Origin of the sequence: Cytobacillus firmus, assembly GCF_023612095.1 — a bacterium.
GTDB lineage: Bacteria > Bacillota > Bacilli > Bacillales > Cytobacillaceae > Cytobacillus.
Window position 1 is genome coordinate 1,521,482 of sequence record NZ_CP086235.1, and the last position, 18,415, is coordinate 1,539,896.

Annotated in this window: 17 protein-coding genes and 2 pseudogenes; all 19 read left to right on the forward strand. The window is 41.4% G+C overall.

What is annotated here, in order from left to right; genetic code table 11:
* Window positions 1-62 precede the first annotated feature (62 nt).
* Window positions 63-1,373 carry a ribosome biogenesis GTPase Der gene (gene der / locus LLY41_RS07700; protein ID WP_095244696.1) on the forward strand — a complete coding sequence of 437 codons (1,311 nt, stop codon included), beginning with the start codon at window positions 63-65 and terminating at the stop codon, window positions 1,371-1,373.
* A gap of 96 nt (window positions 1,374-1,469) precedes the next feature.
* Window positions 1,470-2,531, forward strand: coding sequence for an NAD(P)H-dependent glycerol-3-phosphate dehydrogenase (locus LLY41_RS07705; RefSeq protein WP_304588017.1), 1,062 nt, complete (start codon window positions 1,470-1,472; stop codon window positions 2,529-2,531).
* Window positions 2,532-2,774: 243 nt separating this feature from the next.
* A complete protein-coding gene (locus tag LLY41_RS07710) occupies window positions 2,775-2,978 on the forward strand; it encodes a DUF2768 domain-containing protein (RefSeq protein ID WP_095244694.1) in 204 nt (67 codons plus the stop codon).
* Window positions 2,979-3,003: 25 nt separating this feature from the next.
* Window positions 3,004-3,717, forward strand: a complete 714-nt coding sequence (locus LLY41_RS07715; protein ID WP_251171288.1) for a YphF family lipoprotein — start codon at window positions 3,004-3,006, stop codon at window positions 3,715-3,717.
* A 349-nt stretch (window positions 3,718-4,066) separates the two neighbouring features.
* The gene (gene spoIVA / locus LLY41_RS07720) at window positions 4,067-5,545 is read left to right on the forward strand and encodes a stage IV sporulation protein A (protein WP_035330137.1); all 1,479 of its coding nucleotides are present in this window, start codon (window positions 4,067-4,069) and stop codon (window positions 5,543-5,545) included.
* Window positions 5,546-6,028: 483 nt separating this feature from the next.
* The gene (gene hbs, locus LLY41_RS07725; RefSeq protein ID WP_009332755.1) at window positions 6,029-6,301 is read left to right on the forward strand and encodes a non-specific DNA-binding protein Hbs; all 273 of its coding nucleotides are present in this window, start codon (window positions 6,029-6,031) and stop codon (window positions 6,299-6,301) included.
* Between the two features lie 210 nt (window positions 6,302-6,511).
* Window positions 6,512-7,078, forward strand: a complete 567-nt coding sequence (folE, locus tag LLY41_RS07730) for a GTP cyclohydrolase I FolE (RefSeq protein WP_095244692.1) — start codon at window positions 6,512-6,514, stop codon at window positions 7,076-7,078.
* 120 nt (window positions 7,079-7,198) lie between these two features.
* Complete coding sequence (gene mtrB / locus LLY41_RS07735) at window positions 7,199-7,435, forward strand: trp RNA-binding attenuation protein MtrB (RefSeq protein WP_048008168.1); 237 nt, start codon at window positions 7,199-7,201, stop codon at window positions 7,433-7,435.
* A gap of 280 nt (window positions 7,436-7,715) precedes the next feature.
* Entirely contained in the window at window positions 7,716-8,525 is an 810-nt protein-coding gene (locus LLY41_RS07740; RefSeq protein WP_095244691.1) for a heptaprenyl diphosphate synthase component 1, read from the forward strand.
* A gap of 3 nt (window positions 8,526-8,528) precedes the next feature.
* Window positions 8,529-9,230: a demethylmenaquinone methyltransferase gene (menG, locus tag LLY41_RS07745; RefSeq protein WP_095244690.1), complete on the forward strand. Its 702-nt coding sequence runs from the start codon at window positions 8,529-8,531 to the stop codon at window positions 9,228-9,230.
* Between the two features lie 81 nt (window positions 9,231-9,311).
* Window positions 9,312-10,272, forward strand: a pseudogene (hepT, locus tag LLY41_RS07750) (heptaprenyl diphosphate synthase component II).
* Between the two features lie 167 nt (window positions 10,273-10,439).
* The gene (gene ndk, locus LLY41_RS07755) at window positions 10,440-10,886 is read left to right on the forward strand and encodes a nucleoside-diphosphate kinase (protein WP_035330143.1); all 447 of its coding nucleotides are present in this window, start codon (window positions 10,440-10,442) and stop codon (window positions 10,884-10,886) included.
* A gap of 120 nt (window positions 10,887-11,006) precedes the next feature.
* Window positions 11,007-11,780, forward strand: coding sequence for a CheR family methyltransferase (locus LLY41_RS07760; protein WP_304587369.1), 774 nt, complete (start codon window positions 11,007-11,009; stop codon window positions 11,778-11,780).
* A 201-nt stretch (window positions 11,781-11,981) separates the two neighbouring features.
* The gene (aroC, locus tag LLY41_RS07765) at window positions 11,982-13,154 is read left to right on the forward strand and encodes a chorismate synthase (RefSeq protein ID WP_095244687.1); all 1,173 of its coding nucleotides are present in this window, start codon (window positions 11,982-11,984) and stop codon (window positions 13,152-13,154) included.
* Window positions 13,154-14,230, forward strand: a complete 1,077-nt coding sequence (gene aroB, locus LLY41_RS07770; RefSeq protein WP_095244686.1) for a 3-dehydroquinate synthase — start codon at window positions 13,154-13,156, stop codon at window positions 14,228-14,230. The genes aroC and aroB overlap by 1 nt, the downstream gene beginning before the upstream one ends.
* Window positions 14,231-14,265: 35 nt before the next feature.
* On the forward strand, window positions 14,266-14,640 hold the full coding sequence (aroH, locus tag LLY41_RS07775; protein WP_095244685.1) for a chorismate mutase: 375 nt from the start codon (window positions 14,266-14,268) through the stop codon (window positions 14,638-14,640).
* Between the two features lie 87 nt (window positions 14,641-14,727).
* On the forward strand, window positions 14,728-15,828 hold the full coding sequence (gene hisC / locus LLY41_RS07780; RefSeq protein ID WP_095244684.1) for a histidinol-phosphate transaminase: 1,101 nt from the start codon (window positions 14,728-14,730) through the stop codon (window positions 15,826-15,828).
* A gap of 93 nt (window positions 15,829-15,921) precedes the next feature.
* The gene (locus LLY41_RS07785) at window positions 15,922-17,028 is read left to right on the forward strand and encodes a prephenate dehydrogenase (RefSeq protein WP_095244683.1); all 1,107 of its coding nucleotides are present in this window, start codon (window positions 15,922-15,924) and stop codon (window positions 17,026-17,028) included.
* 125 nt (window positions 17,029-17,153) lie between these two features.
* Window positions 17,154-18,355: pseudogene (aroA, locus tag LLY41_RS07790) on the forward strand (3-phosphoshikimate 1-carboxyvinyltransferase).
* Window positions 18,356-18,415 lie beyond the last annotated feature (60 nt).

The following is an 18,415-nucleotide window of genomic DNA, read 5'->3' on the forward strand; positions in this document are numbered from 1 at the left end:
TTTCTGGAACATAGACGCAAAGTTTAACAATTTAAGAATAAAGAATTGAAAGGGTGATGTTCATGGCAAAACCAGTTTTGGCTATTGTCGGGCGTCCTAACGTTGGCAAATCAACGATATTTAACAGAATTGTAGGAGAACGGATATCGATTGTCGAAGATATTCCGGGAGTGACCAGGGACAGAATTTATAGTTCTGCAGAATGGCTGACACATGATTTTAATATTATTGATACAGGCGGAATTGATATTGGGGATGAGCCATTTTTAGATCAAATTCGTCTTCAGGCAGAAATTGCGATAGATGAAGCTGATGTCATTGTCTTTCTTGTGAACGGAAGAGAGGGTGTCACAAGCGCAGATGAGGAAGTTGCAAAAATTTTATATAAAGCCAAAAAGCCTGTAGTTCTGGGTGTGAATAAGATTGATAACCCTGAGATGCGGGATTTGATTTATGACTTTTATGCACTTGGCTTTGGTGAGCCGTTTCCAATTTCAGGTTCTCATGGTCTTGGTCTTGGAGACTTGCTTGATGAAGCTGCCAAGCATTTTCCGAAACATGGCCAAAGTGAATATGGAGAAGATGTCATTAAGTTTTCATTAATTGGCCGCCCGAATGTCGGGAAATCCTCCCTTGTAAACGCAATGCTTGGTGAAGAACGGGTCATTGTCAGCAATATCGCAGGCACCACAAGAGATGCAATCGACTCGAAGGTGAAAGTGGATGGACAGGAATATGTCATCATCGATACTGCGGGTATGCGGAAAAAAGGGAAAGTGTATGAAACAACAGAAAAGTATAGTGTACTAAGAGCCTTGAGGGCAATCGAGCGTTCCGATGTTGTCCTGGTGGTTATTGATGGGGAAGAAGGAATCATTGAACAGGACAAGCGCATTGCCGGTTATGCTCATGAAGCAGGCAGAGCTGTTGTAATTGTTGTCAATAAGTGGGATGCTGTTGAAAAAGATGAGAAAACAATGAAGGCATTTGAACAAAATATCCGTGAGCATTTTCAATTCCTGGATTATGCACCTGTTGTTTTCCTTTCTGCCAAAACGAAAAAGCGTATTCATACACTTATCCCAATGATTAACACAGCCAGTGAAAATCATTCTTTACGTGTTGAAACAAGCGTCCTGAATGATGTTGTCATGGATGCTATTGCAATGAACCCAACGCCAACAGATAAAGGAAGACGCCTAAGGGTTTATTACACCACACAGGTTGCTGTGAAGCCGCCGACATTTGTTGTGTTTGTCAATGATCCTGAACTTCTTCATTTTTCATATGAACGTTTCCTGGAAAACAGAATCAGGGACGCTTTTGGTTTTGAAGGTACACCTATTAAGATATTTGCAAGGGAAAGAAAATAATGCGATGACGCCGGCCGGGAAGCTTTAAAATGTGTCTGGCAGGCAGAATCGGATGAATTTTCAATGCATCCAAATACATTAAAAGGCAGTGATCAAATGGAGCGGAAAAAAGAAAGTGTAGCTGTAGCAGGTGCCGGCAGCTGGGGTACTGCCCTGGCGATGGTGCTTGCGGATAATGGGCATGACGTCAGACTGTGGGGCCATAATCCTGATCAGATAGTGGAAATTAATAAGCACCATACTAATCAAAAATATCTATCAGGAATACATCTGCCTGCAGAAATAAAGGGATATACATCGCTTGAAGAGGCTTTAAGCGGAACTGACACCTTGATTTTGGCAGTGCCGACAAAGGCCATTCGTGAAGTAATCGGGAAGATCAAGGGAATTAGAAAAGAGCCCCTGACTATTGTGCACGTAAGTAAAGGAATAGAACCTGATTCACTTCTCAGAATTTCTGAAATGATTGAAGGGGAAATGCCCGGAAACCTTCTGGACAGTGTTGTGGTGCTCTCAGGCCCAAGCCATGCAGAAGAAGTTAGTCTGAGGCATCCAACTACTGTTACGGTGTCTTCAAAAGATATGGACGCTGCCGAAAAAATTCAGGATTTATTTATCAATAACAATTTCAGAGTATATACCAACCCCGATATCATTGGAGTGGAAATTGGCGGTGCTTTAAAAAATATCATCGCCCTTGCTGCCGGAATTACAGATGGCTTAGGTTATGGAGACAATGCCAAGGCAGCCTTGATAACCAGAGGTCTTGCTGAAATCGCCCGTCTAGGGATGAAGATGGGGGCAAGCCCGCTTACCTTTTCCGGATTAGCGGGGATCGGGGACTTGATCGTTACATGTACCTCCGTCCATTCACGCAATTGGAGAGCAGGAAACCTTCTTGGAAAGGGACATAATCTGCAGGAAGTCCTGGATAATATGGGCATGGTCGTAGAGGGAGTCAGGACAACAAAAGCAGCGCATCAGCTGGCTCAAAAATATGACGTGAAAATGCCAATTACCACAGTTCTGTATGATGTCCTTTTTAATAATGTGAATGCGAAGGATGCTGTTGATCTTCTGATGGCAAGAGGAAAAACACATGAGATGGAAGACCTCGCGAACGTTTTGGAAGATCAAAGCGGGAGTAAAAAAACCTGATATCGATATAAATATAAAAATTTAGGCATTAGATGATGCGAGACAGCAGGTTCCTGCATACAATGCAACGAAGCAAACTAGTGTAATGAACAGGGTGCTGGGTTATTTAGTCAAATGGCTGAGGTAAAGAATTGCCCCTTCTTTGCCTCAGTTTTTTTTTGTGTTCATTTTTTCGTAATGAAAAGCTTTTAGATTTATCCATTTAATATGTTATAATACATTTCGGAAAAGGGAGTTGATTATATGTCACCGTCTTTAATGAAAATGTGGATATCTCTAGCCTCTATGGGATTTATGTTTTTATCTATAATATTAATTTATCTTAGCCGCTACAAGCTGAAAGCTGGAGTTTTTAAGGTAATTACAGCATTTGTTGCCTACTTTTTAATGATAATCAGCGGAATTATTATAGTGATTGTCGTGTTCAGCGGTCCGACAAGCAGCTAGCACTTTTACATAAAGGGTTGATTAAATGAAAAAAACTTTTAACATGTTTTTGCTTTTGCTGAGCGGTGTTTTGATTCTGACAGGCTGTATGTATCCTGAAGAAAAATTATCCCAAAATCAGATAGCCTATAAGGATCAGATTCAATCTGTCCAGTCTGCAGTGGATCAATACAGGGAAGCAAATGGTGGTCTTCTGCCGATTAAAACCAAGGGGCAGACAACTCCTATCTATCAAAAATATCCAATCGATTTTAAAAAAGTTGCTCCGGAATATATGGCAGAGCCGCCTGGAAATGCCTTTGAATCCGGCGGGGTTTTTCAATATGTGATTGTTGACGCAGAAACAGATCCGAAAGTGAAAATTTTTGATTTAAGAATTGCTGAAACAATCAGGGATATTAACCTGAGGATTAAAGCACATGGATTCCCGCCATATAAAGAGCAAATAGCTGAAAATGTTTATACAATGGACTTTAAAAAATTGGGATTTAAGGAAGAGCCAAAAGCCCTCAGTCCTTATAGCGGCCAGAGCCTTCCATATGTCGTAACCGGCAATGCTGAAGTATATGTAGATTATCGGGTTGATTTGTATAAGGCATTGGAGAATAAGAAGAACAAACCTGAACCTGGAAAGGATATTAGAAATCTTCTTGTAGAGGATTCTGATTTTGTTCCCGCCTATTCACTGCCTTATACGATTGAGCCCGGCACAAATGATCCAATCTTTTTGGTGAAATAGTCATAACCCTTCTCCTGCAAAATATATTGTAGGAGAAGGGTTATTTTTTTATCTATTTTTATAACCACTCTTCAACTAATGACTAAAAGCATAAAGGCAAAGAAATAAAGGCGCAGGGGAGTTTCTAAATAATTTAGGAAATTTGGAATGGCCTGCTGTCCATTCCGGACTGTCATCGCATTGGAGCTCTACAGCTGGGCTGACAGATGCAGTGCACTTTCCTGATAGGGGGGTAAAAAAGAAAAAAACTGTCATAACAATGTAGGACAACATCATACACATATAATGTCCAAACATAATAGATAGGATAATATTATCCCATTAACTCAAGATTTCAGGAGGGGATCACTTGGAAAAGGTTGATATTTTTAAAGATATTGCCGAAAGAACTGGCGGCGATATATATTTCGGGGTAGTTGGCGCAGTTCGCACCGGCAAATCTACATTTATAAAAAAGTTCATGGAATTGGTTGTACTGCCAAATATGGAAAACGAAGCGGAACGTGCCCGCACACAGGATGAGCTTCCCCAAAGTGCTGCCGGCAAGACAATTATGACCACAGAACCGAAATTTGTTCCTAACCAGGCTGCTACAGTTCATGTAGCAGAAGGGCTGGATGTAAATATCAGGCTTGTGGACTGTGTGGGATATACAGTACCGGGAGCGAAGGGCTATGAAGACGAAAACGGCCCGAGAATGATCAATACACCATGGTATGAAGAGCCAATTCCTTTTCACGAAGCTGCTGAAATAGGAACAAGAAAGGTGATTCAGGAGCATTCCACAATCGGAGTGGTGATTACAACAGACGGAACCATCGGGGAGATACCGCGTGCAAACTATATTGAGGCAGAAGAAAGAGTTATTGATGAGTTAAAGGAAGTTGGCAAGCCGTTTATCATGATCATTAACAGCGTCCAGCCTCACCACCCAAATACGGATGCCCTTAGAAATGATCTTGCCGAAAAATATGATATCCCTGTCCTGGCCATGAGCGTAGAGGGCATGAGAGAATCGGATGTATTAAATGTTATGCGAGAAGCTCTTTATGAGTTCCCGGTACTGGAAGTGAATGTAAATCTTCCAAGCTGGGTTATGGTGCTGCATGAAGATCACTGGCTTCGTGAAAGCTATCAGGAAGCAGTTAAAGAAACGGTTAAGGATATTAAGAGGCTAAGAGATGTTGACCGTGTGGTCCATCAATTCAGCGACTTTGAATTCATTGACCGGGCAGGCCTTGCAGGAATTGAAATGGGGCAGGGAGTAGCCGAAATTGACTTATATGCGCCGGACGATCTTTATGATGAGGTCCTTAAAGAGATAGTGGGTGTTGAAATCCGCGGAAAAGACCACTTGCTCGAGCTGATGCAGGAATTTGCCCATGCAAAAGCTGAGTATGATCAAATTTCCGATGCGCTGAGAATGGTGAAGCAAACCGGCTACGGCATCGCTGCTCCTTCACTGGCTGATATGAGTCTCGATGAACCGGAAATTACACGCCATGGATCACGCTTTGGTGTAAGGCTAAAGGCTGTTGCTCCATCCATTCATATGATAAAAGTTGATGTGGAATCTGAGTTCTCTCCTATCATCGGAACAGAGAAGCAAAGCGAAGAACTCGTCCGCTACCTGATGCAGGACTTTGAAGATGATCCACTTTCAATCTGGAACTCCGACATCTTTGGACGCAGCCTCAGCTCCATCGTAAGAGAAGGAATTCAGGCAAAATTGTCCCTGATGCCTGAAAACGCAAGATATAAACTCAAAGAGACATTAGAAAGAATCATCAACGAAGGCTCGGGCGGATTAATTGCGATAATTCTTTAATGAAGGCTCCTTTTGGAGTCTTTTTTTGCGGTGGAATGAGTCGGGATCCGGGCCAACTTCGGACACAGGAGGAGAAAATCCAGTGTTCTAAGTCCGAACCCAGAGCACCTTAAAGGAACTGGCAACCCTTGCAATTTGAAATAATATGTTTCAACCCGTATGATAAGGGTAATTAAACGAGGTCAGCGTATTACAAATATGTTGCAAATAAGAAAAGATTCCCATTAAATCATGAAATATTCTTGATAACAGCATTTGATTGTGATAATCTTTTAACAGAATTACCGTTATGGCGGCCAAACCCTTATTTTAAAAGGGTTTATAATGATTTTTTGATTGAAAAATTTCAATTTATCATTTAATATAAGGCTTGTTAAACAAAAACACGCCATAACGTATAGAATTCAGTAATTTTGTTTACAAATGTATGTAAGGAATCTTATTTTACTGGGTTTTATCCATATTTGGGAGGAGGTGAAAGGCATGAACAAAACAGAACTAATTAACGCAGTTGCAGAGGCTGGCGAACTTTCTAAAAAAGACGCGACTAAAGCAGTTGATGCTGTTTTCGATACAATCCTTGATGCTTTGAAAAATGGTGATAAGGTACAACTAATCGGTTTCGGAAACTTTGAAGTTCGCGAACGTGCTGCCCGCAAAGGACGCAACCCGCAAACTGGCGAAGAAATCGAAATCGCTGCAAGCAAAGTTCCTGCTTTCAAACCAGGCAAAGCGCTTAAAGATGCAGTTAAATAATCTACATACAAGTGCTTAAAGCTTATGCTTGAGCAAAAAACCGCGATATATTCGCGGTTTTTTCTTTTTGTGTTACTGGCCTTTAAAAAGAAGAGGATTCACCCTGTTCACGGTATTTTATTTGAAGATGTTTCAGTTTTGCCTGAATGAAGGGGTTATGCTAATATGAACATATTATTACCACAGTGTTAATACATAGGAGGCATTAATATGGCAGAGGTAAATCGTGCCCAGTTAGAAGATGCGGTGCGTTTAATATTGGAAGCAATCGGTGAAGACCCGAATCGTGAAGGACTTCTTGATACACCAAAACGAGTCGCAAAAATGTACGAAGAAGTTTTTATGGGACTTAACCAGGACCCTAAAGAATACTTTGATACAGTATTTGGCGAGGACCATGAGGAACTTGTTTTGGTTAAAGATATTCCGTTCTACTCTATGTGTGAACATCATCTTGTGCCTTTCTTTGGGGTTGCCCATGTAGCATACATCCCGCGGAATGGGAGAGTAACAGGATTAAGCAAACTCGCCAGAGCTGTAGAGGCAGTTGCGAAACGTCCTCAGCTTCAGGAACGCATTACATCTACTGTAGCAAATTCGATCCTGGAAAAGCTTGAGCCGCATGGTGTGATGGTTGTTGTGGAAGCAGAGCATATGTGCATGACAATGCGCGGAGTTAAAAAGCCCGGTTCAAAAACGGTGACATCAGCAGTAAGAGGCGTATTTGCAGAGGATGCAAGAGCACGTGCAGAAGTCCTTTCACTGATAAAACAATAATATGGACTCTGTTTATGAGTGAGTTTGGGCAATAAACAGATCAAAGGCTGAAAGATAAAACTTTTAGCCTTTTTTTGTAACTAATTATCAATCACCAGCATATAGCAAAGGATGGTATGAATGGAAAAGAAAAATCCATCAGGAAACGATTATATTGTGATTAAAGCAAAAGAAGACGGTGTTAATGTAATAGGGTTAACAAGAGGATCCGATACAAGATTCCACCATTCAGAAAAACTTGACCAGGGAGAAGTCATGATTGCGCAATTTACAGAGCATACTTCTGCGATTAAAATCAGGGGGAATGCCAGGATCATGACAAGCTATGGAGAACTCGAAAGTGAGGCTAAGAAATAGCTTTCCCCTGGAATAGAAGGTCAGAATATTTTCATAAGATAATGTCCTGACATGTTCCTGTCATTTATGATATAATTGTCTCTGCTTGAATATTTCTCTTGAATACAAGATACCGGGTAAAAGGCTTTTTTGCCCGTTTTATATTTAATAGGAAATAATGAATTGGTTAAAAATAGATAATAATATGTAAGGCGTTTTGTATCCGTTCTCTTTGTCGCGGTAATCACATGGAGAAATAGCGGCTGGGAAAAGAAAATTAAGGGGAAACAAGGGTGATGGCATGCATGATGTGAAGATTAAATTAGCAGATGTGAAAGAACAGATTGAAAAAAAAGTTAACCACCCTTATCTGCTCAGGTATATTGATTCACCTGTTATTGATGAAGACAAGCTTCTGCTTTTTATCTCTTTACTTGATGATGTGGAGATACCTGAATCAAAAGCAGAAAAATATGCAGTAACTGCAATGCTTATCCAAATCGCCCTTGATACCCACGAACTTGTTAAGAACGATGAATCTGAAGACAAAGGTCTTAAACATAGACAGCTTACTGTCCTTGCTGGTGTTTATTACAGCGGATTATATTACAAGATTCTCGCAGCTCTTGATGATATCAAAATGATCAGGGTCTTCGCGGATGGGATTAAAGATGTAAATGAGCATAAAATTTCGCTTTATCAGAAATCTCCTGAAGCGGTCGACACTCTGATGAGTTCAGTCAGGAAAGTAGAGGCGTCACTTTTTGAAAAGCTGGCTGACGCATTCAGCAAAACAGCATGGAAAGAAGTAATATCCAATCTTTTATTCATTAAGCGCCTGATTATGGAGAAGCAGCAGTTCATGAAGGAAGGCACCTCAGTTGTTTTTGAAGCGCTTAAAAAGCTGACTTTCCCAAAAGTGAAAGAGATGTCTGCTGAGCAGAGGAAATATCTGATTCTCATTTGCGACAGGTATATTGACTTTTCAAGGAATATTGTCGATCAATCACTGCTGAATTTTCCTATGGCAAATGAATTACTGGAGCAGCGTATTCACTGCATTTTCAATAATAATCAGTCTGTGGCTAAAACTTTTGTGGAAGAAGGATAAAATATGCAGCAATCAAAAGAAGAACGTGTTCATAGCGTATTTGAAAAGATTTATGGCAACTACGATAAAATGAATTCTGTTATCAGCTTTCAGCAGCATTTAAGATGGCGTAAAGATACAATGAAAAAGATGAATGTTCAAAAAGGTGCAAAAGCGCTTGATGTCTGCTGCGGAACAGCCGATTGGTCCATTGCGCTCGCTGAAGCCGTAGGTGAAAACGGTAAAGTGACAGGCTTGGATTTCAGCAAAAATATGCTGAAGATTGGTGAGGAAAAAATCAAAGAGCGGAAACTGAAGCAAGTGGAGCTTGTGCATGGTAATGCAATGGAGCTTCCTTTCGCTGACAATTCATTCGATTATGTGACAATCGGTTTTGGTCTGCGCAACGTGCCGGATTATCTGCAGGTGTTAAAAGAAATGAACCGTGTCGTAAAGCCAGGGGGTCTGGCAGTATGTCTGGAGACTTCTCAGCCAACACTGTTCGGATACAAGCAGGCATATTATTTCTACTTCCGCTTTGTTATGCCTATGTTTGGAAAGCTTTTTGCCAAAAGCTTTAATGAGTATTCCTGGCTGCAGGAATCTGCGAGAGACTTTCCCGGAATGAAAGAACTTGCAGGAATGTTCGAGGAAGCAGGCTTTAAAAACGTTACATTTAAGCCTTATAGCGGCGGAGTGGCTGCCGTACACATTGGAACGAAATAAAAAATAATAACTTGTTCTGTATGTTTCTCATGGAAAAAGAGAATAGATCAGACGGGATCGATAAGCTGGGTGAGTAAGCAAATGAAATTGAAAATGATGTATTCATTTTTAAATTCAGATTTAAATGTTATAGAAAACGAGCTGGAGGAGACGATTAAAGCTGAGTCTCCCCTATTGCATCAGGCTTCCCTGCATCTGCTGCAGGCCGGGGAAAAGAATCCGCCCAGTTTTCGTTTTGCTGGCTGCGAAGTTCGGAGAATACGATATTGATAAAATTAAAAACGTAGCTGTATCACTGGAGCTTATCCATATGGCGTCGCTTGTCCATGATGATGTTATTGATGATGCAGAACTGCGCAGGGGACAGCCTACCATCAAAGCAAAATGGGATAATAAGATTGCCATGTATACCGGTGATTATATTTTTGCGCGTGCGCTGGAATTAATAACAAATGTGGAAAATCCGCATGCCCATAAAATTCTCTCTCATACACTTGTGGAACTGTGTATAGGCGAAATAGAGCAAATTAAAGATAAGTATAACTATGACCAGAATATCAGGACATATTTCCGGAGAATTAAAAGGAAAACAGCCATGCTGATAGCTGTGAGCTGCCAGCTTGGCGGAATTGCGGCTAATGTAGAGGAAGATATACATAGAAAACTTTTTAAATTCGGCTATTATGTGGGAATGTCCTATCAGATCATTGACGATGTTCTGGATTTTGTCGGTACAGAAAAAGAACTTGGCAAGCCGGCAGGAGGAGATCTCCTTCAGGGAAACATTACGCTTCCTGCTTTATTTGCAATGGAGGATCATAGAATCTCCGAACAAATCAGAAGAGTCCACGAAGGTACTGAACGAAGTGATATAGAAAACATAATTGCTATGGTCAAATATTCCGGTGCAATTGAAAAATCTCTGCAAATTAGTGATAAATATCTGCAGAAAGCTTTAGCGGTACTTGAAGAACTGCCTCATTCCAAATCCAAGAAAGCTTTACGGGATATTGCAAAATTTATAGGCAAAAGAAAATTTTAATTTAGTGTACCAATTGCCAGCACTCTACCGGGTGCCGGCAATTTCTCTGTTTGGGAAGTTAAAATAAAAAAGCGCTTTCAAATTTATGTTGCTAAATTTTCAAAACAATGTTAATATTTTCGTGGATTAACATTATAACTATACATAAGTTTTAGGAGTGGAATTCAATGGAAAGAACTTTTTTAATGGTTAAACCAGACGGTGTACAGCGCAATTTAATCGGGGAAATCGTTTCCCGTTTCGAAAAGAAAGGCTTTCAGCTAGTAGGCGGCAAGCTAATGAGTATTAGCCAGGAACTTGCGGAAGAGCATTATGGAGAGCATAAAGAGCGTCCATTCTTTGGAGAGCTAGTTGACTTTATTACATCCGGACCAGTTTTCGCAATGGTGTGGGAAGGTGAAAATGTTATCGCAACAGCTCGTCAGATGATGGGTTCAACAAATCCTAAAGATGCTGCTCCAGGAACAATCCGCGGAGATTTCGGCATTACAGTTGGAAAAAATGTAATTCATGGATCCGATTCACCTGTAAGTGCAGAACGTGAAATTGGCCTTTTCTTCAAAGAAGAAGAAAAAGTGGAATACAAAAAATTAATGAATGACTGGATTAACTAATATTTTAAAGAGTACTTGTCCATGACAAGTGCTTTTTTTGTAACCGAATTCATTATTTCAGCTGGATGGGTATAACCATAAAAGAAAAAAGCTCACCGGTATTATCAGAGGGGAAATAGAATGGCCGACGATTATCAGGAATTTATACAAAATATAAAAAGAAAAACAGGAATTGATCTTTCGCTGTACAAAGAAGCTCAAATGAAGAGAAGGCTCATATCCCTGTATGAGAAAAAAGGCTTTCAATCATTTGGAAGTTTTTTTAGCGCGTTAGTCAAGAATAGAGAACTGCTGAATGATTTTTTGGACAGGATGACAATAAATGTTTCCGAATTTTACCGGAATGCACAAAGGTGGGAGGTGCTCGAAAAAAATATCCTGCCTGGACTATTAGATCAAAATAGGAATCTGAAAATCTGGAGCGCTGCCTGTTCCACTGGTGAAGAACCTTATACAATTGCCATGATATTATCAAAAATGCAGCCAATGTCGCAAATCAAGATAAATGCAACTGATATTGATGAAAATGCCCTGGCAAGGGCACGGATGGGTCTTTACCCTGAGCGTTCGCTAAACGAAGTTCCTGATATGATGAAACAAAAGTTTTTTCAGCGGGAAGGAAGTTTCTATAAAATATCCGAGGATATAAAAAGGACAGTAACTTTCAAAAAGCAAAATCTCCTTTCAGATGATTTTGGCGGTCCGTATGATCTCATCGTATGCAGGAACGTTCTCATATATTTTACAGAGGAAGCAAAGGATCAGCTTTATCATAAATTCAGCGGCGCATTAAGAAAAGATGGGATATTCTTTGTTGGGAGCACTGAACAGATTTTTAACTCAGGCCGCTATCAACTGGCATCTGCTGAAACTTTCTTTTATAAAAAAGAATAATAACACATTGAGGATGATTATTTGGTCGTCCTCTTTTTCTTTTGTTTTTTAGTTTGGTAGTAAATAATATTCGTGTTAAAATGGCTCCATTCATAAGAAGAAATAAAATATTATAGGAATTTTCAATTTTATCTATTCTTATATTTATCATTATGTTATATTGGTACATAATCCTTTAATGAGTTGAAGGGGGAAAGAGTTTTGAGATATCTTACATCTGGTGAATCTCACGGACCGCAGCTGACTACTATAATAGAAGGGCTGCCAGCAGGAATGCCGCTCGTAGATTCAGATATAAACGAAGAGCTTGCCAGACGCCAGAAAGGATATGGCAGAGGCAGAAGGATGCAAATTGAAAAAGATACTGTTCAAATAACAGCCGGGATCAGACATGGATACACACTGGGATCCCCGGTAGCACTTGTTGTTGAGAATAATGATTGGAAGCACTGGACAAAAATTATGGGCCAGGATCCTCTCAATCCTGAAGATGAGGCAGAAATGAAAAGAAAAATCTCCCGTCCTCGCCCAGGCCATGCTGATTTAAATGGTGCCCTAAAATATGGGCACAGGGATATGAGAAATGTTTTAGAGCGATCTTCAGCCAGAGAAACCACAGTGAGAGTGGCTGCCGGTGCAGCTGCAAAAAAACTGCTTTCTCAGCTGGGGATTGAGGTTGCAGCACATGTTATTGAAATTGGCGGGGTTATTTCAGGCCAAAGAGATTATTCTTCACTTAAGGAGTTAAAGGAAATTACAGAAGAATCGCCCGTTCGCTGTCTGGATCAGACTGCCTCCCAAAAAATGATGGCTGCGATCGATTCCGCTAAGGAAAATGGCGATTCCATCGGCGGTGTAGTGGAGGTTATTGTTGAAGGAATGCCACCGGGAGTTGGAAGTTATGTACACTATGACCGAAAGCTTGATTCGAAGCTTGCAGGTGCGATGGTGAGCATCAATGCTTTTAAAGGTGTCGAGTTTGGCATAGGTTTCGAGGCAGCAAGGAAGCCTGGAAGTGAAGTTCATGATGAAATCGCATGGGACCCGGATAAAGGCTATTATCGGAAAACAAACCGTCTTGGCGGCTTAGAAGGGGGCATGTCAACGGGAATGCCAATCGTCATCAGAGGAGTAATGAAGCCAATACCCACTCTCTATAAACCGCTGCAAAGTGTAGATATCGAAACAAAGGAACCGTTCTCAGCAAGCATAGAGCGTTCTGACAGCTGTGCGGTGCCGGCAGCTGCAGTCGTTGCAGAAAATGTGATTGCCTGGGAACTGGCTTCAGCCATTGTAGACCAGTTTTATTCTGACCGGTTTGAGACATTAAAAGCGTCCGTTGAACAGCAAAGACAATTTGCGAGGGAGTTTTAATGAAAAGGATTTTAATCAAAACACCTGACAAGGCCTATCCGGTTTATATAGGGTCCGGAGCAATTGAGGGATTGGGATCATATATTAAAGATGCTTTTCCGGCCTTGACAAATGTAATGATCATCACGGATGAAACGGTTCGGGACCTGCATCTGCCAGAGCTGGAAGCGTCACTTACGGGGATTGAGGCCAAAGTCTGTACTGTGCCAAGCGGTGAGAAAGCCAAAACCTTTGAAGTTTACTATCAGTGCTTGTCCTTTGCTCTGGAACATAAACTTGATCGAAAATCTCTTATCCTGGCGTTTGGCGGGGGAGCTGTCGGAGATTTGGCAGGTTTTGTCGCAGCCACATTTATGAGAGGAATACCCTTCATTCAGATTCCAACTACCATCCTGGCACATGATAGCGCTGTGGGAGGAAAAGTTGCCATCAACCATCCTTCAGGAAAAAATATGGCAGGGTCTTTTTACCAGCCCCAGGCAGTGTTTTATGATCTGGCGTTTCTTGACTCCCTGCCTCAGAAAGAGCTGCGCTCAGGGTTTGCAGAAGTCATAAAGCATAGCCTGATAGATGATATGAACTTTTATTTGAACCTTAAAAACAACATCCTTACCCTTGAAAGCCTTCCCTCTGATGAATTAAGCAGGATGCTTACAAAGGGAATAGAGATCAAGGGCAGGATTGTTGCAGAGGATGAAAAGGAAGCTGGCGTTCGGGCATTTCTGAATTTCGGCCATACTCTGGGCCATGCAATTGAAGCGGAGAAAGGCTATGGAGAATGGACACATGGCGAATCTGTGGCAGTAGGGATGATATTTGCACTTCAATTAAGTAAAACACTGCTGGATCTTTGCTTTGATGTTAACGAATTCAAACGCTGGCTTGATCAGCTTGGCTACAAAACAGATCTCCCTGAAGATTTATCACATTCAAAACTGCTTGAGCGGATGAAGCAGGATAAAAAATCAGAGGGACAGAATGTCCGCTTTGTTCTTTTAGAGGAAGTGGGTAAGCCTGTCATATATCAGGTTTCTGATGACCTGATTTTGCGGGAGCTTGCTATTTTTACAAAATAAAAAGGCTGACAAAACAGTTATGGGAGGTGCTGTAAGTGATTCGAGGGGTGAGGGGAGCCGTCACCGTAGATGAGAATTGTGAAGCCGAGATATTAGAAGCGACTGAGCTGCTGATCAGGCAAATGATTCAGGAAAATAATATTATATCTGAGGATGTAGCTTCTGTCTTTATATCCGTTACGGAAGAATTAACAGCAGCCTTTCCCGCAAAGGCAATGCGTTCAATAGAAGGCTGGACATACGTTCCTGTCATGTGCATGAAAGAAATTCCTATTGAAGGATCGCTCCCTAATTGTATCCGGGTTATGATGCATGTGAATACAGATACTCCTCAGCAGAATATCCGCCATATTTATTTGCGTGGAGCCATCAAGCTTCGGCCAGATCTAAACACCACGAACTCTCCTTAATGGAGAGTTTTGTGATAATATAGGAGCAGACGAAAAGTGCTTTAACACGATAATTAGTGAAAGCGATAAAAAAAGAGGTGGATTTGAATGAAATGGAAGGAACAGCTGTTGAATTTAACTCCTTACCAGCCGGGGAAATCAATTGATCAAGTAAAAAAGGAATATAGACTGAATCAAATAGTTAAGCTTGCTTCAAATGAGAATCCTTTTGGATGCTCTGAAAAAGTTCTTTTTACGATGAATCAGTCGCCGTCATTTTTTGCCCTGTATCCCGATGGTTATGCTTCTGAGCTGCGGTCGGTTTTGGCAGGGCACTTAAGTATACAGAAAGATCAGCTGATTTTTGGCAATGGCTCGGATGAAATTATTCAAATGATTTCCAGAGCTTTATTAAGTCCGGAAACCAATACTGTTATGGCGGCGCCAACATTTCCGCAATATAGGCATAATGCTGTGGTAGAAGGTGCGGAAATCAGGGAAATTCCACTGGTTGAAGGAGAGCATGATCTTGATGGAATGCTGGCTGCCATCGATGAAAAAACTGCTGTAGTCTGGGTGTGCAGTCCAAACAATCCGACAGGGAACTATATTAATGAGTCTGCATTGCTTTCATTTCTGAAAAAGGTGCCTCAAGATGTTTTGGTTGTCCTTGATGAAGCTTATTATGAATATGTTACAGCAGAGGATTACTGCAATACATTGGATTTAATCCGGAATTACGAAAATTTGATTGTCCTGCGTACATTCTCAAAAATTTATGGCTTAGCAAGCCTTCGGGTAGGCTATGGAATTGCTAATCCTCAAACAATCAAAGCCCTCGAACCGGTAAGAGAGCCATTTAATGTAAATAAGTTTGCTCAGGCTGCCGCTGCTGCAGCCATAGGGGATCAGAATTTCATTGAAGAGTGCAGACGGAAAAATCGCGAAGGGCTCGAACAATTCTATGCTTTCTGTGAAGATCATGGACTGGGTTATTACCCTTCACAGGGAAATTTCATATTAATCAATTTTAATGCCGATTCAGATGAGGTGTTTCAATTTTTACTTGAAAAAGGGTATATCGTCCGGTCCGGCAAGGCACTTGGCTTCCAGGGCTATGTCCGTGTCACGGTAGGTTCTAAGGAACAGAATGATGGTGTGCTTGCCGCAATGGGCCAGTATCTTGCAAAGCAGGCTGCAGCATTGTAGGGATTTTTTAGGTTAGCAGTATAAATACTTTTTGATATCCATTCAGAGGCATTATAATGCCTCTGAATTATTTTTAATAAAGGCGGTGAGAGGATGAGAGGGAAGATCTTTATTATTGGCCTTGGTTTGATCGGAGGTTCTTTGGCCCTATCAATAAAAAGAAAACATAGTGAAAGCATGATCATCGGCTTTGATGTTAATAAAGAGCAGGGACGCCTTGCCCAAATGCTTGGGGTCTCAGACGAAATTTCTGATACTATTAAGGATGGGGCAAGGGACGCTGATTTAATTTTAATAGCTGCACCTGTACAGGAGACTCAAAAAATAATACATATTTTAAAAGAGTGTGAATTGAAAAATAACGTCATCATTTCGGATGCAGGCAGCACAAAAAAAGAAATTGTAAGCTGTGCAAAGGTACTAAAGGAAAAAGGAATCACTTTTATCGGTGGGCATCCAATGGCAGGCTCCCATAAGAGTGGTGTCACTGCAGCAAAAGATTTGCTTTTTGAGAATGCCTTTTATCTGCTCACTCCTGAAGAGCATATTGCTCCGGCGGAGGTTGAAAGGTTAAAGGAATGGCTCTCAGGAACAAAAGCGAAATTTCTGACCATAGCTCCCGATGAACATGATTATATAACCGGGATCGTCAGCCATTTTCCGCATATGATAGCTGCTTCCCTGGTCCATCAGGCAGAAAAAACAAGCCGTTCGCACAAGCTGATTCCAAGACTGGCAGCTGGAGGCTTCAGGGATATTACCAGGATTGCCTCCAGCAGCCCTGCTATGTGGAGGGATATTCTCCTTCAGAATAAAGAAGTGCTGCTTAAGTTAATGGAGGATTGGCAGGGAGAAATGGAGATAGTAAAATCAATCCTCAGACAGGAAAACAGTGAGGGCATATTTGAATATTTTTCTCATGCAAAGATGTTCAGGGATGAACTGCCTCAAAAAGAAAAAGGTGCAATTCCGGCATTTTATGATCTGTTCGTGGATGTACCGGACTACCCTGGTGTCATTTCAGAAATCACTGGATATTTGGCTCAGGAAGAAATCAGCATTACGAATATCCGAATCCTGGAGACAAGGGAAGAAATTTATGGAGTTCTGGTTATCAGCTTTCAAACGGAAGAGGACAGGGATCGGGCAATTAATTGCCTGGAACTGTATACAAGCTATGAAACAACCATCGGTCTATAGAGCGAATTTTTTAATTTAGCAAAGGGTGATGATAGATGATACCGGCAAAATTGAAGTCAAATGTCAAAGGTTTAAGCGGGGAAATAGCGGTACCCGGTGATAAATCCATATCACATCGTTCTGTGATGTTTGGATCCATTGCAAAAGGGAAGACCTCTGTAACTAATTTTCTGTTAGGAGAGGATTGTCTTAGTACGATAGCCTGCTTCCGCAAGCTCGGAGTAACTATTGAGCAGGAAGGCAATAAAGTTACAATTACAGGGCAGGGAATGGATGGATTACAGGAACCGGCTGATATTCTGGATGTTGGGAATTCAGGTACGACGATACGCCTTATGATGGGAATTCTGGCTGGCCGTCCGTTCCATTCAGTCCTTGTCGGAGATGAATCCATTGCAAAAAGGCCGATGACAAGAGTAACCTCGCCACTAAGTTTACTTGGTGCAAAGATTCATGGCAGGAAGAATGGGGAATTCACCCCTTATCAGTCATTGGCGGCCCCTTGTCAGGAGTAACATATGAGCTTCCTGTCGCGAGCGCACAGGTTAAATCAGCACTGCTCTTTGCCGGCCTGCAGGCAAGCGGAGAAACAGTCATTATTGAACCTGTGAAGACACGTGATCATACTGAAAGAATGATCACACAATTTGGCGGGGAAGTTGCAGCAGATGGGCAAACCATTCGGGTTAATGGAGGCCAAACACTGACAGGGACAGAAATTCATGTTCCCGGTGATATATCTTCTGCTGCCTTCTTTCTGGCTGCAGGAGCCATTGTGCCTAATAGTGAAATTACGTTGAAAAACGTTGGACTGAATCCTACAAGAACCGGCATCCTTGAAGTGCTGCAGCAGATGGGTGCAGATTTCAGCATTGAGCCGTATGAAAATGGATCAGCTGAGCCTGCAGGGGATATTACCATCAGAACTTCTAAACTTAAAGGAACTGTTATCGAAGGGGCGCTCATTCCGCGGCTTATCGATGAAATTCCAATTATTGCCCTTCTCGCAACACAAGCAGAGGGAGAAACAGTAATTAAGGATGCAGAGGAACTTAAGGTAAAGGAAACGAATCGCATTGATACGGTTGTCAATGAACTCTCAGAGCTTGGAGCCGTGATTACTGCTACAGAAGATGGAATGGTAATCAGGGGAAAATCATCTCTTTCAGGTGGAACTGTCTCAAGTCACGGAGACCATCGGATCGGCATGATGCTGGCAATTGCTGCCGCCATTTCAAAAGACGAAGTTCACCTTCAGCAGAAAGAAGCAATTTCTGTATCCTATCCGTCGTTTTTTGATCATTTAGATAGCCTTATTTCAGATTGAATTACATTCATAGAAAAAAGAGCTGTTTTCTTGCAGCTCTTTTTCTGTACAAGCAGTCAT